The organism is Dongshaea marina (assembly GCF_003072645.1).
Classification (GTDB): domain Bacteria; phylum Pseudomonadota; class Gammaproteobacteria; order Enterobacterales; family Aeromonadaceae; genus Dongshaea; species Dongshaea marina.
On sequence record NZ_CP028897.1, the window covers coordinates 728,676 to 746,793 of the forward strand.

Sequence of the window (18,118 nt, forward strand, 5' to 3'; positions counted from 1 at the left end):
TCAGGCAAGCCAGGGACGAGCCCAGTAGATCTGCCACTGTGGTTCGTCTGCGTTTGGAGCTCCGGCCCTGGTGACAAAGGTTCCGAGGGCGGCGATCAGGGTCTCACCATAATAGAGCAGCGGGATCCTGTCTCTTTGCCAGGGGGGATCCCAAACTCCTGCCAAAGTTTCTTCAGCTGACGTGAGCCGTTGCGCCCGATGATGTTGAGTTTGCCTGGTGCCGCCCCAAAGCGTACGCTCACCGGCTCATCTGCTTTTGGGGCTCGCAGGTTGATCCCCTCGACATGGGGGTGGATCCTGCCTAGCCCATCGGGCAGGCTAAGGGGGTGTGTCGTGTCCCATGTCAGGGATTTCCCACGCAGGGAGGCAAATTCTGGCAGCAGGTAGAGACGGTCCCGGTAGCGGCGGATCTGCCAGGGGGGCAGGTGCATCCTGGGATCGGCATCCTCACGGCTCAGGGCGATCTCATTCCATAATGTACTCAGTTGCTCCCGGGTGGGCATCAGACTGTTGTGACAGGCGAACCAGCGGCGGAGCAGGGCGCGGCGCTTGATCGCCGAGAGTTTCTGCAGGCCACTGATGGAGATCGCTTCATTCTCATCCTGTAGCTGCTGCAGCGAGTCCTGGAGAAGCTCATCGAGTAGCTCCTCCTGTTCGGCGCAGAGCATGGCGCTGCGGGCGGTCATTCTGGCAAAGTGAGGCCAGCGTTCACGCAGCAGCGGGGTAACTTTAAGGCGCAGAAAGTTACGATCAAATCTATCTTGCTGATTACTCTCATCCTCTACCCAGTCAAAATGATGCTGATGGGCGTAAGCTTCGATCTGTTGACGGCTCACATGGATCAGTGGGCGGACGATATGACCGCGTTGATAGGGCATGCGTGGTGCCATGGCGGCGAGTCCTGCCGGGCCACTGCCCCGTTTGAGAGCCAGCAAAAAGGTCTCTGCCTGATCATCCTGATGCTGAGCGACGGCCAGGGTTTCACCGGGCTGGATGATAGAGTTGATCGCCTGGTAACGGGCGTTGCGGGCCGAGGCCTCCAGGCTCACCTGATCCAGGGGAACTTCGACATGGACTATATGCAGGGGAACCTTCCAGGCGTCACACAGCCGCTGGCAGCTCTTGGCCCAGGCATCGGCATTCTCACTTAGTCCGTGGTGGATGTGAATCGCCCGGAGCTTAAGGTCAAAGCATCTGTCTCTGAGCTGAGTCAGCAGGTGCAGCAGAACGGTTGAATCAACCCCGCCACTGTAGGCAACTAAAATCTGTTTATCGGTTCCCACGCTCTGTGAGACCAGGGAAAGTAGGTGATCCTGCTCCATACGACTCGAATGCTCTTTGCTTGAATGGACAATAGGGGATCGGAAGATCCGATGCTGTGAGCATTTTTTCATAACCGACCCGGATTGCAAGAATAAAAAAGGCCCGCACGGGGGCGGGCCTTCAGTTCCGACAGATATCGGATGATTAGTTCTGTGGACGCAGAGTCGGGAACAGGATGACGTCACGAATGGTGTGGCTGTTGGTGAACAGCATCACCAGGCGATCGATACCGATACCCTCGCCAGCCGTTGGTGGCAAGCCGTGCTCCAGAGCGGTTACGAAGTCCTCATCGTAGAACATCGCTTCATCATCACCGGCATCTTTCTGAGCGGCCTGCTCACGGAAGCGTTCGGCCTGATCTTCGGCATCGTTAAGCTCAGAGAAGCCGTTGGCGATCTCGCGGCCACCGATGAAGAACTCAAAGCGGTCGGTAACAAATGGGTTGTCATCGTTACGGCGAGCCAGCGGAGAGATCTCAGCAGGATACTCGGTGATGAAGGTTGGCTGGATCAGCTTATGCTCAACTGTCTCTTCGAAGATCTCGGTGATGAGACGTCCCAGTCCCCAGCTCTCCTGAGCCTCGATACCCAGCTTAGCCAGTGCTGCGGTCGCACCTTCGACGGTTTCAAGCTGCTCGGCTGTGATATCCGGGTTGTGCTCCAGAACCGAGTCCTTCATGGTCATGCGCGCAAACTTGGAGCCAAAGTCGAACTCAAGGTCGCCATAAGGAACCATGGTATTACCCAGTACATCCAGGGCCAGCTGACGCAGCAGATCTTCGGTAATATCCATCAGATCGTTGTAATCGGAGTAGGCCCAGTAGAACTCAAGCATGGTGAATTCAGGGTTGTGACGTGGTGAGATCCCCTCGTTACGGAAGTTACGGTTGATCTCGAATACTTTTTCGAAGCCACCAACGGTCAGGCGCTTCAGATAGAGCTCCGGAGCGATTCGCAGGTACATCTGCAGATCCAGCGCGTTGTGATGGGTGATGAATGGACGCGCAGAAGCACCGCCCGGGATCAGCTGCATCATCGGCGTTTCAACTTCCATGAAGTCACGCTTGTTGAAGAAGTTACGGATACCGGCGATCACCTTGGAGCGGATCTCAAAGGTACGGCGAGACTCTTCATTGGTGATCAGATCAAGATAACGCTGACGATAGCGGGTTTCCTGATCAGACAGGCCATGGAACTTATCTGGCAGAGGACGCAGTGCCTTGGTTAGCAGCTGGATCGCGCTGACATGAACAGACAGCTCGCCGGTGTCACTCTTAAACAGAACCCCTTCGGCACCAACGATATCGCCAAGGTCCCACTTCTTGAATTGCTGGTTATAAAAACCTTCGGGCAGATCATCACGGGTCACATATAGCTGAATGCGGCCACCCATGTCCTGGATAGTAGCGAAAGAGGCCTTACCCATGATCCGACGGCTCATGATGCGTCCGGCTATCTTTACCTTATGCCCGATCTGCTCCAACTCCGGTTTGCTCTTGTCCCCAAACTGCTCGTGCAGTTCAGAAGAGATGCAATCACGGCGAAAATCGTTAGGGAAAGCTACACCCTGTTTTCGCAGCTCGGCCAGCTTGGCACGGCGCTGAGATAACTCGTTGTTTAGCTCAACCTGAAGATCATCGATAGAGGGAGTCTGGGTTTGATCTGACATTTGTTTTCTCCATTAAAGGTCACAGACCTGCTTACAGCTTCTTTATCCATAAAAGAGCGACAGCAATTTAAAGAAGGGAATCGGTTTCAAGGGCTTTATCTATGAGGTTTACACGATAGAGAAAGATCTCGTTCTTCATCTCCGGACAGGGAGTTTATCCTGTTTTAAGCTTGTCGCACCTTATGATCCGGCTCAGATGCGAAGTCATTTGACATCTAGCTCTCCAAGCCTAGTTCAGACACTCTACAACAATATTTAATCTAAGGTAAGTGTTAGTTCACTTCCTTTTTATAAATCCTGTTTTCAGGACTCGCCTGCCTCTTTTATGGTCAGTCGTTCTTTTATCGGCTTTAGAAACAAAGAGTGATGGCAATGGGTCTTTTCTGAGACTTGTCCCCATTGATTGCTCCTCGGTGCTGTGGTGTTGAGGAAGGGGGCTGGATGAAGCCTTCAGGCGTGGAGAAGCGTGTTTAGGGAGATTGAGGATGGCCGCTGTTGCCTGCGAATCACAGAGGGACTGATGTTTATTTGTGGTGACTGTCACCCTGCTCTGGCTGGGTCTTGTCGGCCACAGGGTGTGAACAGTATGATACAACATCGTTTAATTTTTTTGGGGGTTAAAATGAGGCAGGCTGAAACAAAAGAGAGACGGATGTTTATTGTCTCAATAGTTTTTGCCGCAGTAATTTCCGGAGCCGGAATTATTATAGGTATATTAATCTCTTCAGAGGCAGTTCTTTTTGATGGTGTTTACTCTTTAATAAGTGTTTTGTTATCCATGCTTTCGCTGGTGGTGAATAATATAATTAGTCGCCCGGAGAGTAAAAAGTTTCAATTTGGTCACGCCCTGTTTGAGCCTTTAGTGGTGCTGATTAAATCTCTGGTGATGATTATTATCTGTGTCTATGCTCTGTCGGGGGCAATTATCACTATCATCAACGGAGGCAATGATGCCAGCGCTCTGAGCGCGGTTTTTTATACCTTCCTGGCAACTATAGGCTGTCTGTGGTGCTGGGGCTATATCTGCCGGGCTAAACTGGAGACGCCACTGGCTGAAGCCGAGAAGAAACAGTGGTTTATGGATTTCATCATAAGTTTTGGTCTATGCATCGGCTTTGTGGTGGCCCTGATTCTTGAACACCTTCAGATGCTCTCAGTGGTACGCTATGTGGATCCGGCCATTGTGGTCATTATCTCTATCTACTTTATCTATGTTCCTTCTCGATTAACCTATGGTGCCTTGCGGGAGCTTCTGATGGCGGCTCCCGAGCCGCAATTGAATAAAAGCGTCAAGCGGATCGTCGGGCAGGTTAAGTGTGATCTGGAGTTTAGCGATACTGTGATCCGGATTGCCAAAGTCGGACGTGAGCTCAATACTGAAATCACATTTGTTCTGGCTGATTCCCATACACTTGTTGAGATGGAAAGGCTGGATATGATCCGCAGCCAACTTCATGAAGATTTAAGTAAACTTGGTTATTCACTATGGTTAACCGTTGCTTTTACTTCAGATCATCGCTGGGCCTGATTCTTCACTCTAAACAGATATAAAAAAAGCGGAGCATCGGCTCCGCTTTTTTGAGGCTGAGAGGCTATTACTGCTTAATAACCTTCACAGTGTAACGACCATCTTTTTGTGCGTAAGCACCATGGATGTCGGTCTCAAATCCTGGGTAGTGTGCACCGATTTCACACAGCATCTCCAGGAAGTCCAGGACTGGACGGCTCTCTTCGGTGATCATCTCACCAGGCATCACCAGAGGAACCCCAGGAGGATAAGGAAGGATCATGTTGGCGTTGATCTTGCCAACCATCTCATCCATATAGCACTCTTCAACATTGCCCTTGAGCTCTTCCTGGAACGCAGCATGTGGAGTCATGACCATCTTAGGCAGAACTTCAAATGCGCTGAACATCAGCTCAGGCAGGTTGTGGTGCTGGATCAGCTTGTGGATCCCCTGAGCCAGTTCCTGAACACGCATGTTCTCATAGAACTCTGGGTTTTCAGCGTACAGGCTAGGCAGCATGTTCTTCACGCGCAGGTTCAGATCGTAAGCACGCTTGAACTCGGTCAGGGCGCGCAGCAGGCTCAGAGCCTTGGTCTTGTCGATACCGATGCTGAACAGGAACAGCAGGTTGTATGGGCCTGTCTTCTCAACGATGATGCCGTGCTCATCCAGGTACTTAGCCACGATAGCCGCAGGGATACCAGTCTCTTCCAGCTCACCTGCTTTGTTCAGACCCGGAGTCAGCAGAGTCACCTTGATAGGATCAAGATACATGTGCTCTTTGTCCATGTCCTTGAAGCCGTGCCAGCTATCCTTAGGATCTAGGTTCCAGCAAGCAGTCTCGTCAATGTTCTCTGGCTGCCATACGTCGAAGAACCAACCGTCACACTCAGAGCGCAGCTTCTTCATCTCTTTACGGAAGCGAATCGCACGATCAACAGAGTCAGAGATCAGACGCTTACCTGTGTTGCCCTTCATCATGGCGGCAGCAGTCTCGGTAGAGGCCACGATGCCGTAATGAGGCGAGGTTGAGGTGTGCATCATGTAGGCTTCGCTGAAGGTCTCTTCGTTGATGTCACCCTTCACGTGGATCATTGAAGCCTGGGAGAATGCAGCCAGCAGCTTGTGAGTAGACTGGGTCTCGTAGAACACCTTGCCCGGGATACGATCACCACTCATACCACACTTGCCCTTATAGATAGGGTGGAAGTTGGTGTATGGAACCCAGGCTGAATCAAAGTGGATTGACTTAACATCCAGAGTTTCTTTGATGGTGTTGGTGTTATACAGCAGGCCATCGTAGGTAGAGTTAGTGACTACCGCGTGACAAGGCCAGCTGGCATTTGGAGTTTCAGCAACCTTCTGCTCAATCACCTCTTTGGTGAATTCGCTGTGAGGAATACCACCCAGGATACCGTAAGCGTTACGGGTTGGACGGAAGTAGATCGGGGTCACATCGCTCATCATCATCAGGTGAGTCAGAGACTTGTGGCAGTTACGGTCGATCAGCACTGTGCTGCCCGCAGGAGCTGAGTACATGCCGACAATCTTGTTGGCAGTTGAAGTACCATTGGTCACGATGAAGCTACGTTCGGAGTTGAAGGTACGAGCGATGTACTCTTCAGCTTCTTTGTGAGGACCGCTGTGATCCAGCAGGGAACCCAGCTCACCCACAGAGATAGAGATGTCAGACTTCATGGTGTTTGCACCGTAGAAGTCATAGAAGATGCTGCCGACAGGGCTCTTCTGATAAGCGGTTCCGCTCATGTGACCCGGAGTACAGAAGGTGTATTTGCCTTCCTGAGCGTACTTGAACAGCGCCTTGGTCAGAGGAGGCAGGATCTCATCAATATATGCCTTAACTGATTGGTCGATTTTCAGAGCGATGTCATCGGACATGCCCAGGGCGTACTCGAAGAAGCTAACATTCAGACGCAGATCGCTCAGGGTCACATCCATTGCGGAGTGCAGGTTCGCGAAGGCAAACAGAGGCAGCTTTTCGTTCAGCTGGCTCACATCACCACACAGATCCAGACCATACTTGTCCCAGTCAAAGATAACACCGGCAACGCGAGCATTGTTTTCGATCAGCTTGAGCAGATCGTTACGGTCAGTTGGGTAAACGACATGGTAGCCCTTGTCAGTCAGGGTATCGTGCAGTTGGTTCAGAGGCTCCTCTTTAAAGTAGGGCTCTAAATGATTCATGATTGCAATGATGTTCATAGGAATCTCCTTGGATTCACAGTATTCGGAAAGCGCGCCACTTCAATGAAGAGGGCAGTGGCGCGAATTATGATGATTACTAAAAATTAGGCTGCAGCTTTCTCTTTGCGACCCACCTTGTTGGCGTAGGCCATCATGATGATCAAGCTGACAATAATGGTTCCAACCAGCTGAGTGTTCTCGGCACCGGCCAGAGCGATAAAGCAGAAGATAGAAGCGATAACTGAAGCGACCAGGCTGAGCACGCTACGGGTGGTTGCACCCTCAAAGCGGATCAGGTTCAGTGCTGAGTAGAAGTAAGGCAGCATGGTCAGCAGAACCGCGATGCTGGTCAGCATTCCAAACAGGTCAGAAGCGTGGCCGCTACCGGAAGCGTTCACGATAGTGATGATTACCATCAGTACAGTCATCTTGATAGAAGCAAGGATGAGGCCCTTCTTAGGTACGCCGTTCTTATCCACTTCGCCGTAAACCTTAGGGAAGTTACCATCGTGAGCTGCACGTGAGCCTGCCTGGCCAACCAGCATCATCCAGGAACCCAGAGAGGTCAGACATGCGAAAGCGGTGAAGGCAGAAACAACAGGAGAAGCCCAGCTACCAACCATAGCCGCAGCGCTCAGAGAGAAAGGTGCGCCGGAAGCAGCCATCTGTGCATTAGGGAACATACCCGCCATAACCTGGGTCGCCAGGATATAGACAACACCTGCCAGGATAGTACCACCCATGGTTGCCAGGGGAACGGTGCGCTTAGGGTTCTTAACCATACCGGTACTTACTGCGGCAGACTCAACACCCACGAAGGCCCACAGACAGAAGATGATACTCTTGATGACAGCGTGGCCATCTGTGCCGTGAGTCGCATTCCAGTTGGCGTGATAGGTTGCAGCATCGAACCAGGCCCAACCAAAAACGGCAGTACCGATCACTGGGATCAGGATCAATACCAGGCCAAGAGTGGTCAGACGGCTTACCCAGGATCCACCCATCAGGTTGACGAAGGTGAAGATCCAAACGATAACGATAGTGGCGATACCTGCAGCAACCGGGCTGTTGAGCGCAGGAAAGAAGACCGACAGGTAAGAGACGGCGGTGATACCGATTGCCAGGTTACCGATCCAGTTTGCGTGATAGTAGAGGATACCTGTCTGGTGACCCAGAATCGGAGATACTTCACCGGCGTAAGCTATAGGGCCACCCTCTTGAGGGTTCTTTGTGGCCAGACGAGCGTAAACATAAGCCAGAGAGATAGCGCCGATCAGGGCGATGATCCAACCGTAGATAGAAACAGAACCGATAGAAGCAAGGTTAGCAGGAAGCAGGGCAATACCACTGCCCATCATGTTACCGGCAACAACACCTGTACAGGCGATGAGGCCGATTTTTTTCGCAGAGTTCATTATTTATCCTCAAGTTTCATTTTCTGTTATCGCAATGGGGTGCGGCAAAAAAGACAGATTGATGACTAGTGCAGGATCGCTTCCGGCAATCGGTTCTTGATGAGTCCTGAATTTACTATTGTGCCAGGTTAGGTTGTGCCATCTTCTGGGGCTCCAGATGATGGGGCAACTTAACCTCAACAGAAAGAACAGTCAGTAGTCGAAATTGTATCTGTGTTTATAGAGACCCTATCTTTGGTAAGGCCTCAAACTCGGGGCGTACTTTACGCCTGACAAAATTGAAAATCCTAAAGGGAAAGTCCATTTATTTATGCTTTGATAAAAATGACCTTTAGAACATAAATCTGACCTTTTAAACAGTATGGGAATTTTCTTGTAAAAACCTTTTTAAACATGAGGTTACGTAAACATCAACCCGTGTTGACAACCGAAGTTGATATTATTTTGTGAACTAAATCACACTCCTTGGGCTGGGTGGTTTTGAATGAGAGGAAAGTGATTAATCCTTATAAATCAATGTGTTGATGTTTTGTTGATGTTTTTGAATCAAGATAATGAGAATTCTGTTGAGCTTTTTCTGTTGGAACGTACGTTTTTCATCCATCGAAAGATGTATTGACAAGTTGGGCTTAATTATGAAGGGAATGTGAACAATCTGAGGGAGCAAGTTCACATACAACTTCTGGCCTGGTGAGGCCGAGCCTTTGTCGCTAGGACATAGTTGCATAGCAAGGTTGCGAGAGGCTGGGCCATTCTCGGGGAGTTAGCCTTCCACTATATTCTCACATCTTGTGTAGCAGACTCCGAACCTGGTAAGGATTGGCATGGGGGAGCTTCAGTAATAAGTCAGAGCTTAAAGCCCGAGCTGCTCTAATGATAGTGAGCCTGCGGAGCAAAAAATGCTCTGGATCCTACTGAGCTCTTAAGTCTTATCCAACAATCACCCCGCTTCGGGCCATATGCACAATCAAGCAGACAGGGTTCTAAGTAAGGTCCCCTGAGTTTAGGAAGCGGCAGGGTTAACCGGATAGAAAGTTGGGGGGAGCTTGGTTCTGCTCCCTTAGTGATACTTATACAGGTAGGGAACTATATCCTGAATATCGGTCTGGAACAGGGCGTTTTGGATCCAGGTATAGGTTTGCTGGCCCGGTCGCATACTGTATCCGGCAATATAGGCATCCGCGGCATCATTAAGACGGCCACTTATCTCATAGCACTTACCGAGCAGGATATAGTTGAACCAGCTTTTTTGTTCCCTGAGAGCCTGTTTGGCTTCGGTCAGTGCATCACTGAGACTACCATTAAGTAGCTCATACATAACCTTGAGCTGCACCAGTTCTTGCTGATGACCGGCTTGTAACTCAGGCTGACGTGACAGAGTTATGATTTGGCTATAGAGCTGAGCCAGGCTTGGTCCTGAGCCCCTCGGCATGCTTCCTTTTAGCAGAAGTTGAACCTTGAGCAGGGTCAGCTTTGCCTGAACAAAGTCCGGGTATTGATGAAGCAGCGCCTGGAGCTGCTGCTCGCTGCGCTCAATAGCACTGAAGTCACCCTGTAATAATACCGGCATGATCTTCAGGTAAGCCTGAAAGGCTTTCTTATTCGGGCTCCACTCCTGATTCTGCAGGGATTTAGCATCCACTCCCAGCACTGCAAACAGGTGCTCTGCGGCACGTAATTGAACTGTATGCAGGTTCCTTGAGTTCACAATATAGCGCTGTGAGGTGAGGAGCTGGTGGTTCGCGTTATCCAGCAGTTCAATCGACAGAAAGCAGCGGGTGATATGGTGATCACTGCGGTTGATGAGATGGGTTAACAGGGTTTTCCCTGCCGAGTGGAGCTGACCTGTATAGTTGCTCAGATCATGAGCCCGATAGGAGCTATAGTTATTCAGCTCCTGAGCTATATAGTTATTAAAATGCAGTAGCAGTCCGCCACTATTGCCACACTCGGTACTCTCTTTACTGATCTGTATCGCGAGTGAGCCTGGATCGATCACAGTTGAAAAAGGTGGGTTTTGTGGAGTTGAATCCGGGGTTTGTGGGCGATACTTGAAGTAGCCTGCACCTCCCAGGATCACAATAATCAGTAGTTGCAGGGTGAGCCAGGGCCAGATTGCTCGTTTTGACTTTTTCTCTTGGTTGGCTGGCACCATGGCTGGTTGTTGCGACTGCGGGGGTTGCTCCTCCGATTTAGGAGGAGGAGTCTCTGCCGGGTCGAGGCTGGGCTCCCTGGTGCCTGAAGTCTCTCCTACAGGGCTCGGCTCCTCAGTCTTGCTAGCAAGAGAGCTTGCCTGTTCATCCAGGGGATCCGGGGCCTGACGCGTGACGGAAGCGACCAGTTTATAGCCCCTTTTGGGGATGGTGATTATGTACTCCGGGGCTTCCTTGCGGCCATCTTTGAGGTACCGGCGAAGCTCTGAGATACATTGAGTGACGACGTGGGGAGTGACGACATTACGGGTCCAGACATTATCGATCAGTTCGTCGCGGCTCAAGACTATTCCAGGATGCTCAGCAAAGTAGCGCAGCATGTTGATCAGGCGAGGTTCGATGACCAGTTCCCGACCTTCACGGCTGATTTTGTTATCCGTTGGGAAAACCAGCCATTCGCCAACGGTGTAGGTATAGTCTTGCATGAGCGAGGCTTACATCTGGAGCTCTAAAATAGGGAACGCATCCTAACACATAGTAATTGTTTGAAAAACGAGATTAATCAAGAAAAGCAGATATAAAGTATCATTTTATGAGATTTCTGTGACACATTGTAACTCTAATATTCGGCGGTTTTTTCATGTTTTCACCGTAAATTATATGAAAAACAGTTCAACCTTTCGGTAAATGTATTTTGTTCCCATAGATGGTGAAAAAGCGGCTGCTTGCTCGTCAGAATATGAACATGGTAGAAATCCGCCATGTTTTTGACTTTTTCATCGCAGCAGGCCAGCTCTGAAAACAGGCTCTCAAGGGGGGTATTCTGACTATCCCGTCATAGCTTCACTATTTACCTGAACCTGCTTTATGAGATCCATTTCCAGCTTTGCACTTCTCCGGTGAAGTTTGTGTTCAACCGCTTCGTGAGCTATCTCCGCCATGGAGAAGCGCATAAATCGGGACATTTTTTGGGGAGCAACCCAGCCTGGACAAGGCTGAGTTGAGCTGGACACAGGTGACAGGTCTCTGCCACATATACACCTAACCAATTGATTTATATAGTGTCTCGCTAGCGTCGCCTTGCTGTCATGGTATGCCGGAGCTGAACAGGTGATGATTTCACCTCAATCGGGTAGCTGAGCCACCTTGGTTCATCCCGATAGCAGAGGAGAGAGCTAATGAGTGCTTTAAGTCATGTACCATTCTGGGTGTGGATCTTATTTGTTGTTTTTATGCGTTATGCCTGGAGCCGGACACAAACCCGGGTGGTCAAAATATCGAGATTGTTGTTGATGCCGGTGGCTTTTCTGTATTTGTCGCTGCAATCAGTTGTGAAATTGCCCATGACTGATGCCTTGGTCGGAATATATGGCGCAGCTTTACTCCTTGGGGGATTGTTGGGGTACCTGATGGTTATGGGAGCCAGGGTGCGATGCGATCGTGAGCAGGGCTTGATTGAGATCCCGGGCCAGTATAGTTTGTTTATTCTGTTGGTTGCTATTTTTATCCTCGAATTTGGGGTGCATTTTGTCCAGGGAGCCGGATTGCCACTGGCTTCGAGCAAGCTGTTTCAACTGGCTGTAGCTGGATTGGAAGGGTCTTTGGCCGGGATGACATGCGGACGTAATATTTACTATGGATATCAGTATATTAGTATGGAAAGTTCGCCATTAGAGCCAGAGAGGAGCCGAGCCTCCAGATAGGGGGCTGGCTCTCGGTCGTGTCCACTGGGAGCTATCGGTTCTTTAAGCTGTCGCCAGGGTTGGTTCAGGAGAGGGTTGAGGATGGAGTTGCAGTTTGGTGAGAGTCACTTGGGGATACGTTTAACCCCCGGGAGTTTAGTGACCTCAGGCAGGGGATCCCCTTGGATCTTGAGTGCTTGATCGGTGGCAATTATCTGTACGCCTGCCGTATCGAGTCCTGCGAATATATCGAGGAGTATCTTCTGAGTAATGATGGAGGGGAGCACCTAATGCTATTTAATCCCAAATGGATTGAGCAGTTTTGTTCAGAGCCCGGCACTCCTTTGATTTTGGAAGGAGGGAGCATAGCTGTCTCGGTGCACCCTCTACCCTGAGGCTACTTTTTTTGCTTGTTTTTTAAACGCCGGCTAAGCAAATAGTGTTCCCAGCGCCGGGTGAGTTTATCCAGTTTCCGGTAAGCAGCAAGACCGTGCCAGCTTAGAAAAGCGCCCCAGAATAGCAGAGTCCAGGGGAGCGACCACCACAGGCCGGGCTGCCAGAATCCGCCGATAAACAGTCCCAGGTTGACCAGTAGGTATTTCAGCAGGTGAGAGTGAAAGTGACGGATATCTTTGATCTCCTGCTCTAAGGCTGTATCTCGGACCTGGGCGATTTGCTGCTCTGAGTGAGGAGCTTGCTGCTGTGGATAGAGCGTAGCAATCTCGACCTCAAAAGCACTTGCAAGGGCACGCAGTGATTCGAGGGAGCCCTTTCCACCCTGCTCGAGCCGGGATATGGTTCGGACACTGACACCGCTAATCTCAGCCAGCTGCTCCTGTGACCAGCCCCGCTGCAGACGAAAATCTTTAATCTTGTTGGCTGTCTCAGTCGGTTGTGACATCTGTCATCTATTCCTGAAGGTTTATGATTGCTTTGTCCTATGAGCTATTTTGAGTCAGGGAGCCTGGAGAGGCAAATGGAGGGAGGAAGGAGCTCTTTGGTTGCTTCGTCTTGGTTTAGGACCCAAATCATGATCAATGCTGAGTATGTAAAATGTGAGCGAGGTTTAATTATTGATGGAGAGGGCGGGTTAAGATAGCAGCGCTTGAATAGGGAATGTATCCTCTCTATATAATAATCAGCAGGTTACAGATAAACCTGTTTCGTCTATCGTGCACTTTGATCACTGTGATAGGGCCTGAATAGAAGCTTCAGGCCCATTTTTTTGTACGGCCAACCCAAAGGGAGGGTTGGTCGCTACAGGACAGGGGGATCCGACAGATCAGTTGGTGACCTTGACCTTGCTCGCCTTGAGCCCAGCCAGGACTTCTTTGGTGATCTCGGTAGAAGGAGCTGCATACAGGGCTGCATTAGATGGGATCACCAGGGTCAGGTGATCTTTTTTCGCGACACTGGCGACCTCTTCATTGAGCAGCTTAAGCATTTTGCCCTTTGCCTGGTTGAAGGCAGTCTGCTGATCCTGGATAAGTAGCTGACGTTTTAACTGAAACTGTGATTGTAACTCGGTGAGCTGAGTGGAGAGCTTGCTTGAGTTAGGGCTCTTTTGTAGCTGGCCTTTCACGGATTCAATCTGTTTAGACAGATCCATGACTTCGAGCTCACGTTTCTCAAACTTGCTTTTCATCATAGAATCGATGGCTGCGCGTTGAGGTGCCTGCTGCAGGATCTGCTGGAAGTCGACAACCCCGATCTTTTGAGGGGCAGGGGCAGCTTGTGCTGTAGCCATAGCCGCGACCATCAGGGCTGCGCTCAGGCTGGTGGCTTTGAGTAATTTTTTCAACGGTTTTCCCTTAAGGCCGATGGGCCTGCTTGATGGATGCGAGGATGCTTTGAGTGCATCAATGAAAAGGCGACAAAGCCGGACTATCTCCTTTGCATCCCACGATATCAAAAGTTTTGCAGCTCACAAAGCCTGGCCAGGTTTCGCGCCCTGGAGGATCCGCAGGAGTTATGGCTAAATGACTGATTTAAGGAACCGAATATGTCCGATCTTGGAGCGAGTGCTCTTTTTGCGCTATCCATCACTTTTCCTATCTGTTTTCTGTTGTTATTTGGCGCCTGGTTAAAACGGATTCAACTGATAAATGATGCCTTCAGCGATACGGCTTCTCAACTGGTGTTTAAGATCACCCTGCCACTGCTGTTGTTTTCCAGTGTGATGAAAACCGATCTAAAGCAGCAATTGCACTGGCCGCTGCTGTTATTTGCCGTGGTTGCAACCCTGTTTTTATTTGTGGGACTGGAGTGGATGGCAGGCCGCTGGATAGCGCTACGCGAGCTTCGTGGGATCTTTGTCCAGGGGGGATATCGTGGCAATCTTGCGATCATCGGTCTTGCCTATATCTATAATGCTTATGGAGGAGCGGGCCTGAGCCAGGCAGCTCCCCTGGTCGCCCTATTAGTGGTGACCTACAATATTCTGGCGGTGCTCACCCTGTCGCGCAGTTTAACCAATACCATGGATCTGACCTGGCGGAGCCTGCTGCGCTCGATCGCACTTAACCCATTGATCCTCGGGATTGTTGCTGGTTTTATCGGCCTGGTGAGTGGTCTGGTATTGCCACGTTTTATCCTGCAGACCATCAGCTACCTTACCAATATATCTTTGCCGATTGCACTCCTGTGTGCCGGCTCCTCTTTGAGCCTGGGGGATTTTGTCAGCAGTCGAATCTTTCGTTGTGGGCGACCCTGTGTAAGCTGGTACTGGTACCACTGGTGTTGGTGGTGGGGGCTCATCTGCTCGGAGCCAGAGGTCCTTTGCTTGGGATCTTCTTTTTGCTGGGCTCAACACCGACAGCAGCGGCAAGCTACGTGATGGTACGGGCGATGCGGGGAGATGCTAAGGTGGCGGCCAATATCATCGCGCTGACGACCCTGGGATCAATCATTACCACCAGTATCGGTTTTACCCTGTTAATGCGCCTGGGATGGATCAGTGTTTAGTGAATACCCAGGGAGTTGCCGATGGCCAGCACCGATGCGGCGATCATGGCGGTTCCTATCAGGAGGCTAATCATGGTCAGCCTGGAGAGGCGGCTGGTGATCTTTACAACTTCGCTTTGTTTGATATTCATGGTATTCGTCATCTGTGTACGGCTCATGACTAAGCTTCCTATATCAAGAAGGCAGGGCAATATGGCACAAAACTCCTGCTGATGGGGAGCTAACTTTCAATAATTTGAGCTGGATCTCACTTGTCTTCTTGTTATAGCTGCTAAAGCATGGGTCATTAATGGCCACCTGGGTCTTTAAAGATGCAGGACCCTTTGCTGATAATGCTCGAAAAGCTGCTGGTTTTGATTGGGTTGATCCTGGTTCTGGCTTTGGAACAGGGGAACCGGATGTTGCTTTTTCTGACACAGAGCAATCGCTTCAACCACCAGGGTTTGGATCAAAAAAATTCCGGCAAGGGAGGAGAAAGAGCCGGTTTGTAATCCCTCAAGCTCAACCAGCCCGTCACCATCGGGGGCATAGTTATCCAGGATGAGATCGGTAAGAGCCATCAGTTTTTTTCCACTGGGATGGCGTGCCTGATTCGCCGAGGATTGGCTGACTGAGGTGATGGCTATCGTTTTGAGCCCATGCTCTCTTGCAAGCATCGCCATTTCGACCGGAGCTGCATTGAGACCTGAGTTAGAGGCGATCAGCATCAGATCGCCTGAGCCTGGTTGGTAGCGATCCCAGATCACCCGGGCTGTTCCGGGAAGGCGCTCAAAATCACTGCTGCGCCGGGCTCCGGAGCCATTGAGGATCGACTCATCAAGCATTGCACCAATGTTCGCAAGCCCTCCGGCACGGGCAAACAGTTCCATGGGGAGCATGTGGGAGTGTCCGGTGCCGAAGGCCCAGATAATCTTGTCTTCGATAATTGCCCTGGAAAATAGCTCTGCGGCCTGGCTAATGGATTCATGCTGATCCGTCACCAGTTGTTCAAGGCGGGAAAGCGCCTTTTGGCTAAATAGAGATCTCATAGGCATAACTCTATGACGTAGACAGACCCCTGTTATAGCAAATAGCAAAGTTCGGTTTTGTGCGGGGGTTAGATATTCTGTGTTGGTTGTGTAATTTTTAGCAGAGCGATCAACTGTTGCTGGTTTTCGAGGAGATCGGCCAGGGTGTAACTCTCTAACTCATGTAGAAAAGCTTCCATCGCCTGTTTCAGGATCTGCTTGAGTTTACACCCGGGAAGGATGCAGCAGCCGGGGGAGTTACAATCGATACCGTCCAGGTTTTTCTCGAGCTGGCGTACCGCTGTGCCTATGTTGATCTCTGCAGGGGGGTAGCCAGGGTGATCCCGCCATGTTTACCCCGGGTGCTTTGGACATACCCTAAATGAGTCAGCTGATTGATCACCTTGACCATGTGGTTGCGTGAGATCCCGTAAGCCGTTGAAAGGCTTGCGATATTTGTTCGCTGATTGGGAGGAAGCAGTGCAAGATAGATCAGGGCTCGCAGACCAAAGTCGGTATAGGTTGTCAGTCGCATAAGTGCTCGTTATCGCTTGCGGTGAGTTAAATATACATTTAAGATGCATCTTACTAAAGGTGTATTTCAAATGCATGTTTGTGGGGAGCCTCATGTTAGATCAGAAGACAATCGATACCGTCAAGTCCACCATTCCTCTGTTAGAGTCCGTGGGAAGTGTATTTACCAATCACTTCTATCAGCGGATGTTTACTCACAACCCTGAGCTGAAGGATGTGTTTAACCTGTCGCACCAGAGATCGGGAAAGCAGCCTGTTGCCCTGATGGATGCGGTGCTGGCTTATGCAAACCACCTGGATAATCCCGCCGTACTTCTTAGCGCCGTTGAACGGATCGCCCAAAAGCACACAGGTTTTATGGTCCAGCCGGAGCAGTATGCTGTGGTGGGGGAGCATCTTCTGAAAACCATTGAGGAGTTGGCCCCTGATGCGGCAACGCCTGAGGTTCTGGAGGCATGGGGCAAAGCCTACCAGCTACTGGCGGATATTTTTATCCAAAGAGAGCAGCAGATCTACCAGGCCAGTGCCACGAAGCGCGGGGGCTGGCAGGGGACCAGGGAGTTTTGGGTGACAGAGAAGAAAGTGGAATCATCTGAGATCACCAGCTTTGTCCTGGAGCCGGTCGATGTTCAGCCTGTGGCTGACTACCTGCCGGGCCAATACCTGTCGATCTACCTGGATAGTGATCGGCTGACCCACAAGGAGTATCGCCAATACTCCCTGTCTGATCGTCCTAATGGTCGCTCTTACCGGATCAGTGTTAAGCGTGAGGCCGGAGGAGTAGTCTCAAACCACTTGCACCAGCATCTGCAGCAGGGGGATATCCTCGAGGTTCTGCCGCCGGCCGGGGACTTTAAGCTGGAGGTTGAGCCGGATACTCCCGTGGTTTTGCTGTCGGCGGGAGTTGGGTTAACCCCGATGCTCAGTATGCTCAATACCCTGCTTGAGGAGTCACACCTGGCTTCGATTCATTACCTGCATGCCTGTGAAGATGGCCGGCAACATGCTTTCAGGGAATATATAGAGCAGCAGGCCAGGCAGCATTTTCAACTCAGCTCTTATACCTGGTATAACCGACCCTTGGATGAGGATCGCCCGGGCGAAGATTACCAATACCAGGGGTTGATGGAGCTTGAACCTCTCAGGCTGCAGCTACTGGCAGACAGGGAGAATGTGCAGTTTTACTTCTGTGGGCCTGTCGGGTTTATGCAGATGATCAATCGGCAGCTTCGGGAGTGGGGGTTAGTGAGGCTCAGATCCACTATGAGCTATTCGGGCCGCACCAAGCTCTTTGAGGGGGTGCGGGGCGGGTATATTCCCGCCCGCGCTGAAGATCAGGCGCTCTTGGGCGTGGTAATCACCTCGATCATCTCTTCGGCAATCTTATCGGCATCCACATGGGGTGTGGTGAGCTCAAAGTCGCCGGTGCAGTGCTTGATCTTGGAGTTGGCGATCTGCCCCTGTCCCTGTGGGAAGTAGCTGTCATTCTTGAGGCGGCTGGGGAAGGACTGAATCATCCAGCGCTTATCTTCGGTGACCCGAAGTGACACACTTTTTTTGCCATCACCATGGGCTTTCTGAATGCTGACGACGATATTCTCTTTTTGAGATTTCAACCAATTTGCGTCCATTTTATCTCCTCCTTGATGCAAACATTTC

13 protein-coding genes and 3 pseudogenes are annotated in these 18,118 nt (G+C 50.7%); 5 read left to right on the top strand and 11 right to left on the bottom strand.

Going from position 1 to position 18,118, the window contains the following annotated elements; translation table 11 throughout:
- Positions 1–1,394, bottom strand: a pseudogene (gene tilS / locus DB847_RS03675) (tRNA lysidine(34) synthetase TilS).
- Between the two features lie 73 nt (positions 1,395–1,467).
- Entirely contained in the window at positions 1,468–2,991 is a 1,524-nt protein-coding gene (gene lysS / locus DB847_RS03680; RefSeq protein WP_108649501.1) for a lysine--tRNA ligase, read from the bottom strand.
- Between the two features lie 652 nt (positions 2,992–3,643).
- Between lysS and DB847_RS03685 the strand changes: the two genes are divergently transcribed.
- Complete coding sequence (locus DB847_RS03685; RefSeq protein ID WP_159084370.1) at positions 3,644–4,519, top strand: cation diffusion facilitator family transporter; 876 nt, start codon at positions 3,644–3,646, stop codon at positions 4,517–4,519.
- A gap of 67 nt (positions 4,520–4,586) precedes the next feature.
- Here DB847_RS03685 and cadA read toward each other — a convergent pair whose 3' ends face one another.
- From cadA to cadC, 3 genes are all read right to left on the bottom strand, one after another.
- Complete coding sequence (gene cadA, locus DB847_RS03690; protein ID WP_108649503.1) at positions 4,587–6,722, bottom strand: lysine decarboxylase; 2,136 nt, start codon at positions 6,720–6,722, stop codon at positions 4,587–4,589.
- An 86-nt stretch (positions 6,723–6,808) separates the two neighbouring features.
- Complete coding sequence (cadB, locus tag DB847_RS03695; protein WP_108649504.1) at positions 6,809–8,119, bottom strand: cadaverine/lysine antiporter; 1,311 nt, start codon at positions 8,117–8,119, stop codon at positions 6,809–6,811.
- Between the two features lie 1,060 nt (positions 8,120–9,179).
- Entirely contained in the window at positions 9,180–10,757 is a 1,578-nt protein-coding gene (cadC, locus tag DB847_RS03705; RefSeq protein WP_108649506.1) for a lysine decarboxylation/transport transcriptional activator CadC, read from the bottom strand.
- A 693-nt stretch (positions 10,758–11,450) separates the two neighbouring features.
- Between cadC and DB847_RS03710 the strand changes: the two genes are divergently transcribed.
- Positions 11,451–11,975 (top strand): DUF6622 family protein, encoded by a 525-nt coding sequence (locus tag DB847_RS03710; protein ID WP_108649507.1) that lies wholly within the window; start codon positions 11,451–11,453, stop codon positions 11,973–11,975.
- A 161-nt stretch (positions 11,976–12,136) separates the two neighbouring features.
- Complete coding sequence (locus DB847_RS03715) at positions 12,137–12,349, top strand: hypothetical protein (RefSeq protein ID WP_108649508.1); 213 nt, start codon at positions 12,137–12,139, stop codon at positions 12,347–12,349.
- Positions 12,350–12,351: 2 nt separating this feature from the next.
- On the opposite strand, the gene DB847_RS03720 is transcribed toward DB847_RS03715, so the two are convergent.
- Together DB847_RS03720 and DB847_RS03725 are read right to left on the bottom strand one after the other, a co-directional pair.
- The gene (locus tag DB847_RS03720; protein ID WP_108649509.1) at positions 12,352–12,855 is read right to left on the bottom strand and encodes a helix-turn-helix domain-containing protein; all 504 of its coding nucleotides are present in this window, start codon (positions 12,853–12,855) and stop codon (positions 12,352–12,354) included.
- A gap of 381 nt (positions 12,856–13,236) precedes the next feature.
- Entirely contained in the window at positions 13,237–13,755 is a 519-nt protein-coding gene (locus DB847_RS03725; protein ID WP_108649510.1) for an OmpH family outer membrane protein, read from the bottom strand.
- 201 nt (positions 13,756–13,956) lie between these two features.
- On the opposite strand from DB847_RS03725, the gene DB847_RS03730 reads away from it, so the two are divergent.
- On the top strand, positions 13,957–14,790 hold the full coding sequence (locus DB847_RS03730) for an AEC family transporter (RefSeq protein ID WP_234418505.1): 834 nt from the start codon (positions 13,957–13,959) through the stop codon (positions 14,788–14,790).
- A gap of 124 nt (positions 14,791–14,914) precedes the next feature.
- Here the strand turns inward: DB847_RS03730 and DB847_RS24195 are convergent, their stop codons facing one another.
- The 3 genes and pseudogenes from DB847_RS24195 to DB847_RS03740 all read right to left on the bottom strand — a co-directional run bounded on the left by DB847_RS24195 (position 14,915) and on the right by DB847_RS03740 (position 16,460).
- Positions 14,915–15,076, bottom strand: a complete 162-nt coding sequence (locus tag DB847_RS24195; RefSeq protein ID WP_159084371.1) for a hypothetical protein — start codon at positions 15,074–15,076, stop codon at positions 14,915–14,917.
- Between the two features lie 147 nt (positions 15,077–15,223).
- Positions 15,224–15,946 (bottom strand): sugar isomerase domain-containing protein, encoded by a 723-nt coding sequence (locus DB847_RS03735; protein WP_159084372.1) that lies wholly within the window; start codon positions 15,944–15,946, stop codon positions 15,224–15,226.
- A gap of 68 nt (positions 15,947–16,014) precedes the next feature.
- Positions 16,015–16,460, bottom strand: a pseudogene (locus tag DB847_RS03740) (Rrf2 family transcriptional regulator).
- Between the two features lie 92 nt (positions 16,461–16,552).
- Between DB847_RS03740 and hmpA the strand changes: the two are divergent.
- Positions 16,553–17,754: pseudogene (hmpA, locus tag DB847_RS03745) on the top strand (NO-inducible flavohemoprotein).
- A gap of 39 nt (positions 17,755–17,793) precedes the next feature.
- On the opposite strand, the gene DB847_RS03750 reads toward hmpA, so the two are convergent.
- Positions 17,794–18,090, bottom strand: a complete 297-nt coding sequence (locus DB847_RS03750; protein ID WP_108649512.1) for a hypothetical protein — start codon at positions 18,088–18,090, stop codon at positions 17,794–17,796.
- Positions 18,091–18,118 lie beyond the last annotated feature (28 nt).

What these genes read in the sequence shown, in the direction of transcription:
- DB847_RS03720 (WP_108649509.1), bottom strand. Translation starts at nt 12,855, where the DNA reads ATGTCACAACCGACTGAGACAGCCAACAAGATTAAAGATTTTCGTCTG.
- lysS (WP_108649501.1), bottom strand. Translation starts at nt 2,991, where the DNA reads ATGTCAGATCAAACCCAGACTCCCTCTATCGATGATCTTCAGGTTGAG.
- cadC (WP_108649506.1), bottom strand. Translation starts at nt 10,757, where the DNA reads ATGCAAGACTATACCTACACCGTTGGCGAATGGCTGGTTTTCCCAACG.
- DB847_RS03710 (WP_108649507.1), top strand. Translation starts at nt 11,451, where the DNA reads ATGAGTGCTTTAAGTCATGTACCATTCTGGGTGTGGATCTTATTTGTT.
- DB847_RS03730 (WP_234418505.1), top strand. Translation starts at nt 13,957, where the DNA reads ATGTCCGATCTTGGAGCGAGTGCTCTTTTTGCGCTATCCATCACTTTT.
- DB847_RS24195 (WP_159084371.1), bottom strand. Translation starts at nt 15,076, where the DNA reads ATGAGCCGTACACAGATGACGAATACCATGAATATCAAACAAAGCGAA.
- DB847_RS03750 (WP_108649512.1), bottom strand. Translation starts at nt 18,090, where the DNA reads ATGGACGCAAATTGGTTGAAATCTCAAAAAGAGAATATCGTCGTCAGC.
- DB847_RS03685 (WP_159084370.1), top strand. Translation starts at nt 3,644, where the DNA reads ATGTTTATTGTCTCAATAGTTTTTGCCGCAGTAATTTCCGGAGCCGGA.
- cadB (WP_108649504.1), bottom strand. Translation starts at nt 8,119, where the DNA reads ATGAACTCTGCGAAAAAAATCGGCCTCATCGCCTGTACAGGTGTTGTT.
- cadA (WP_108649503.1), bottom strand. Translation starts at nt 6,722, where the DNA reads ATGAACATCATTGCAATCATGAATCATTTAGAGCCCTACTTTAAAGAG.
- DB847_RS03735 (WP_159084372.1), bottom strand. Translation starts at nt 15,946, where the DNA reads ATGAGATCTCTATTTAGCCAAAAGGCGCTTTCCCGCCTTGAACAACTG.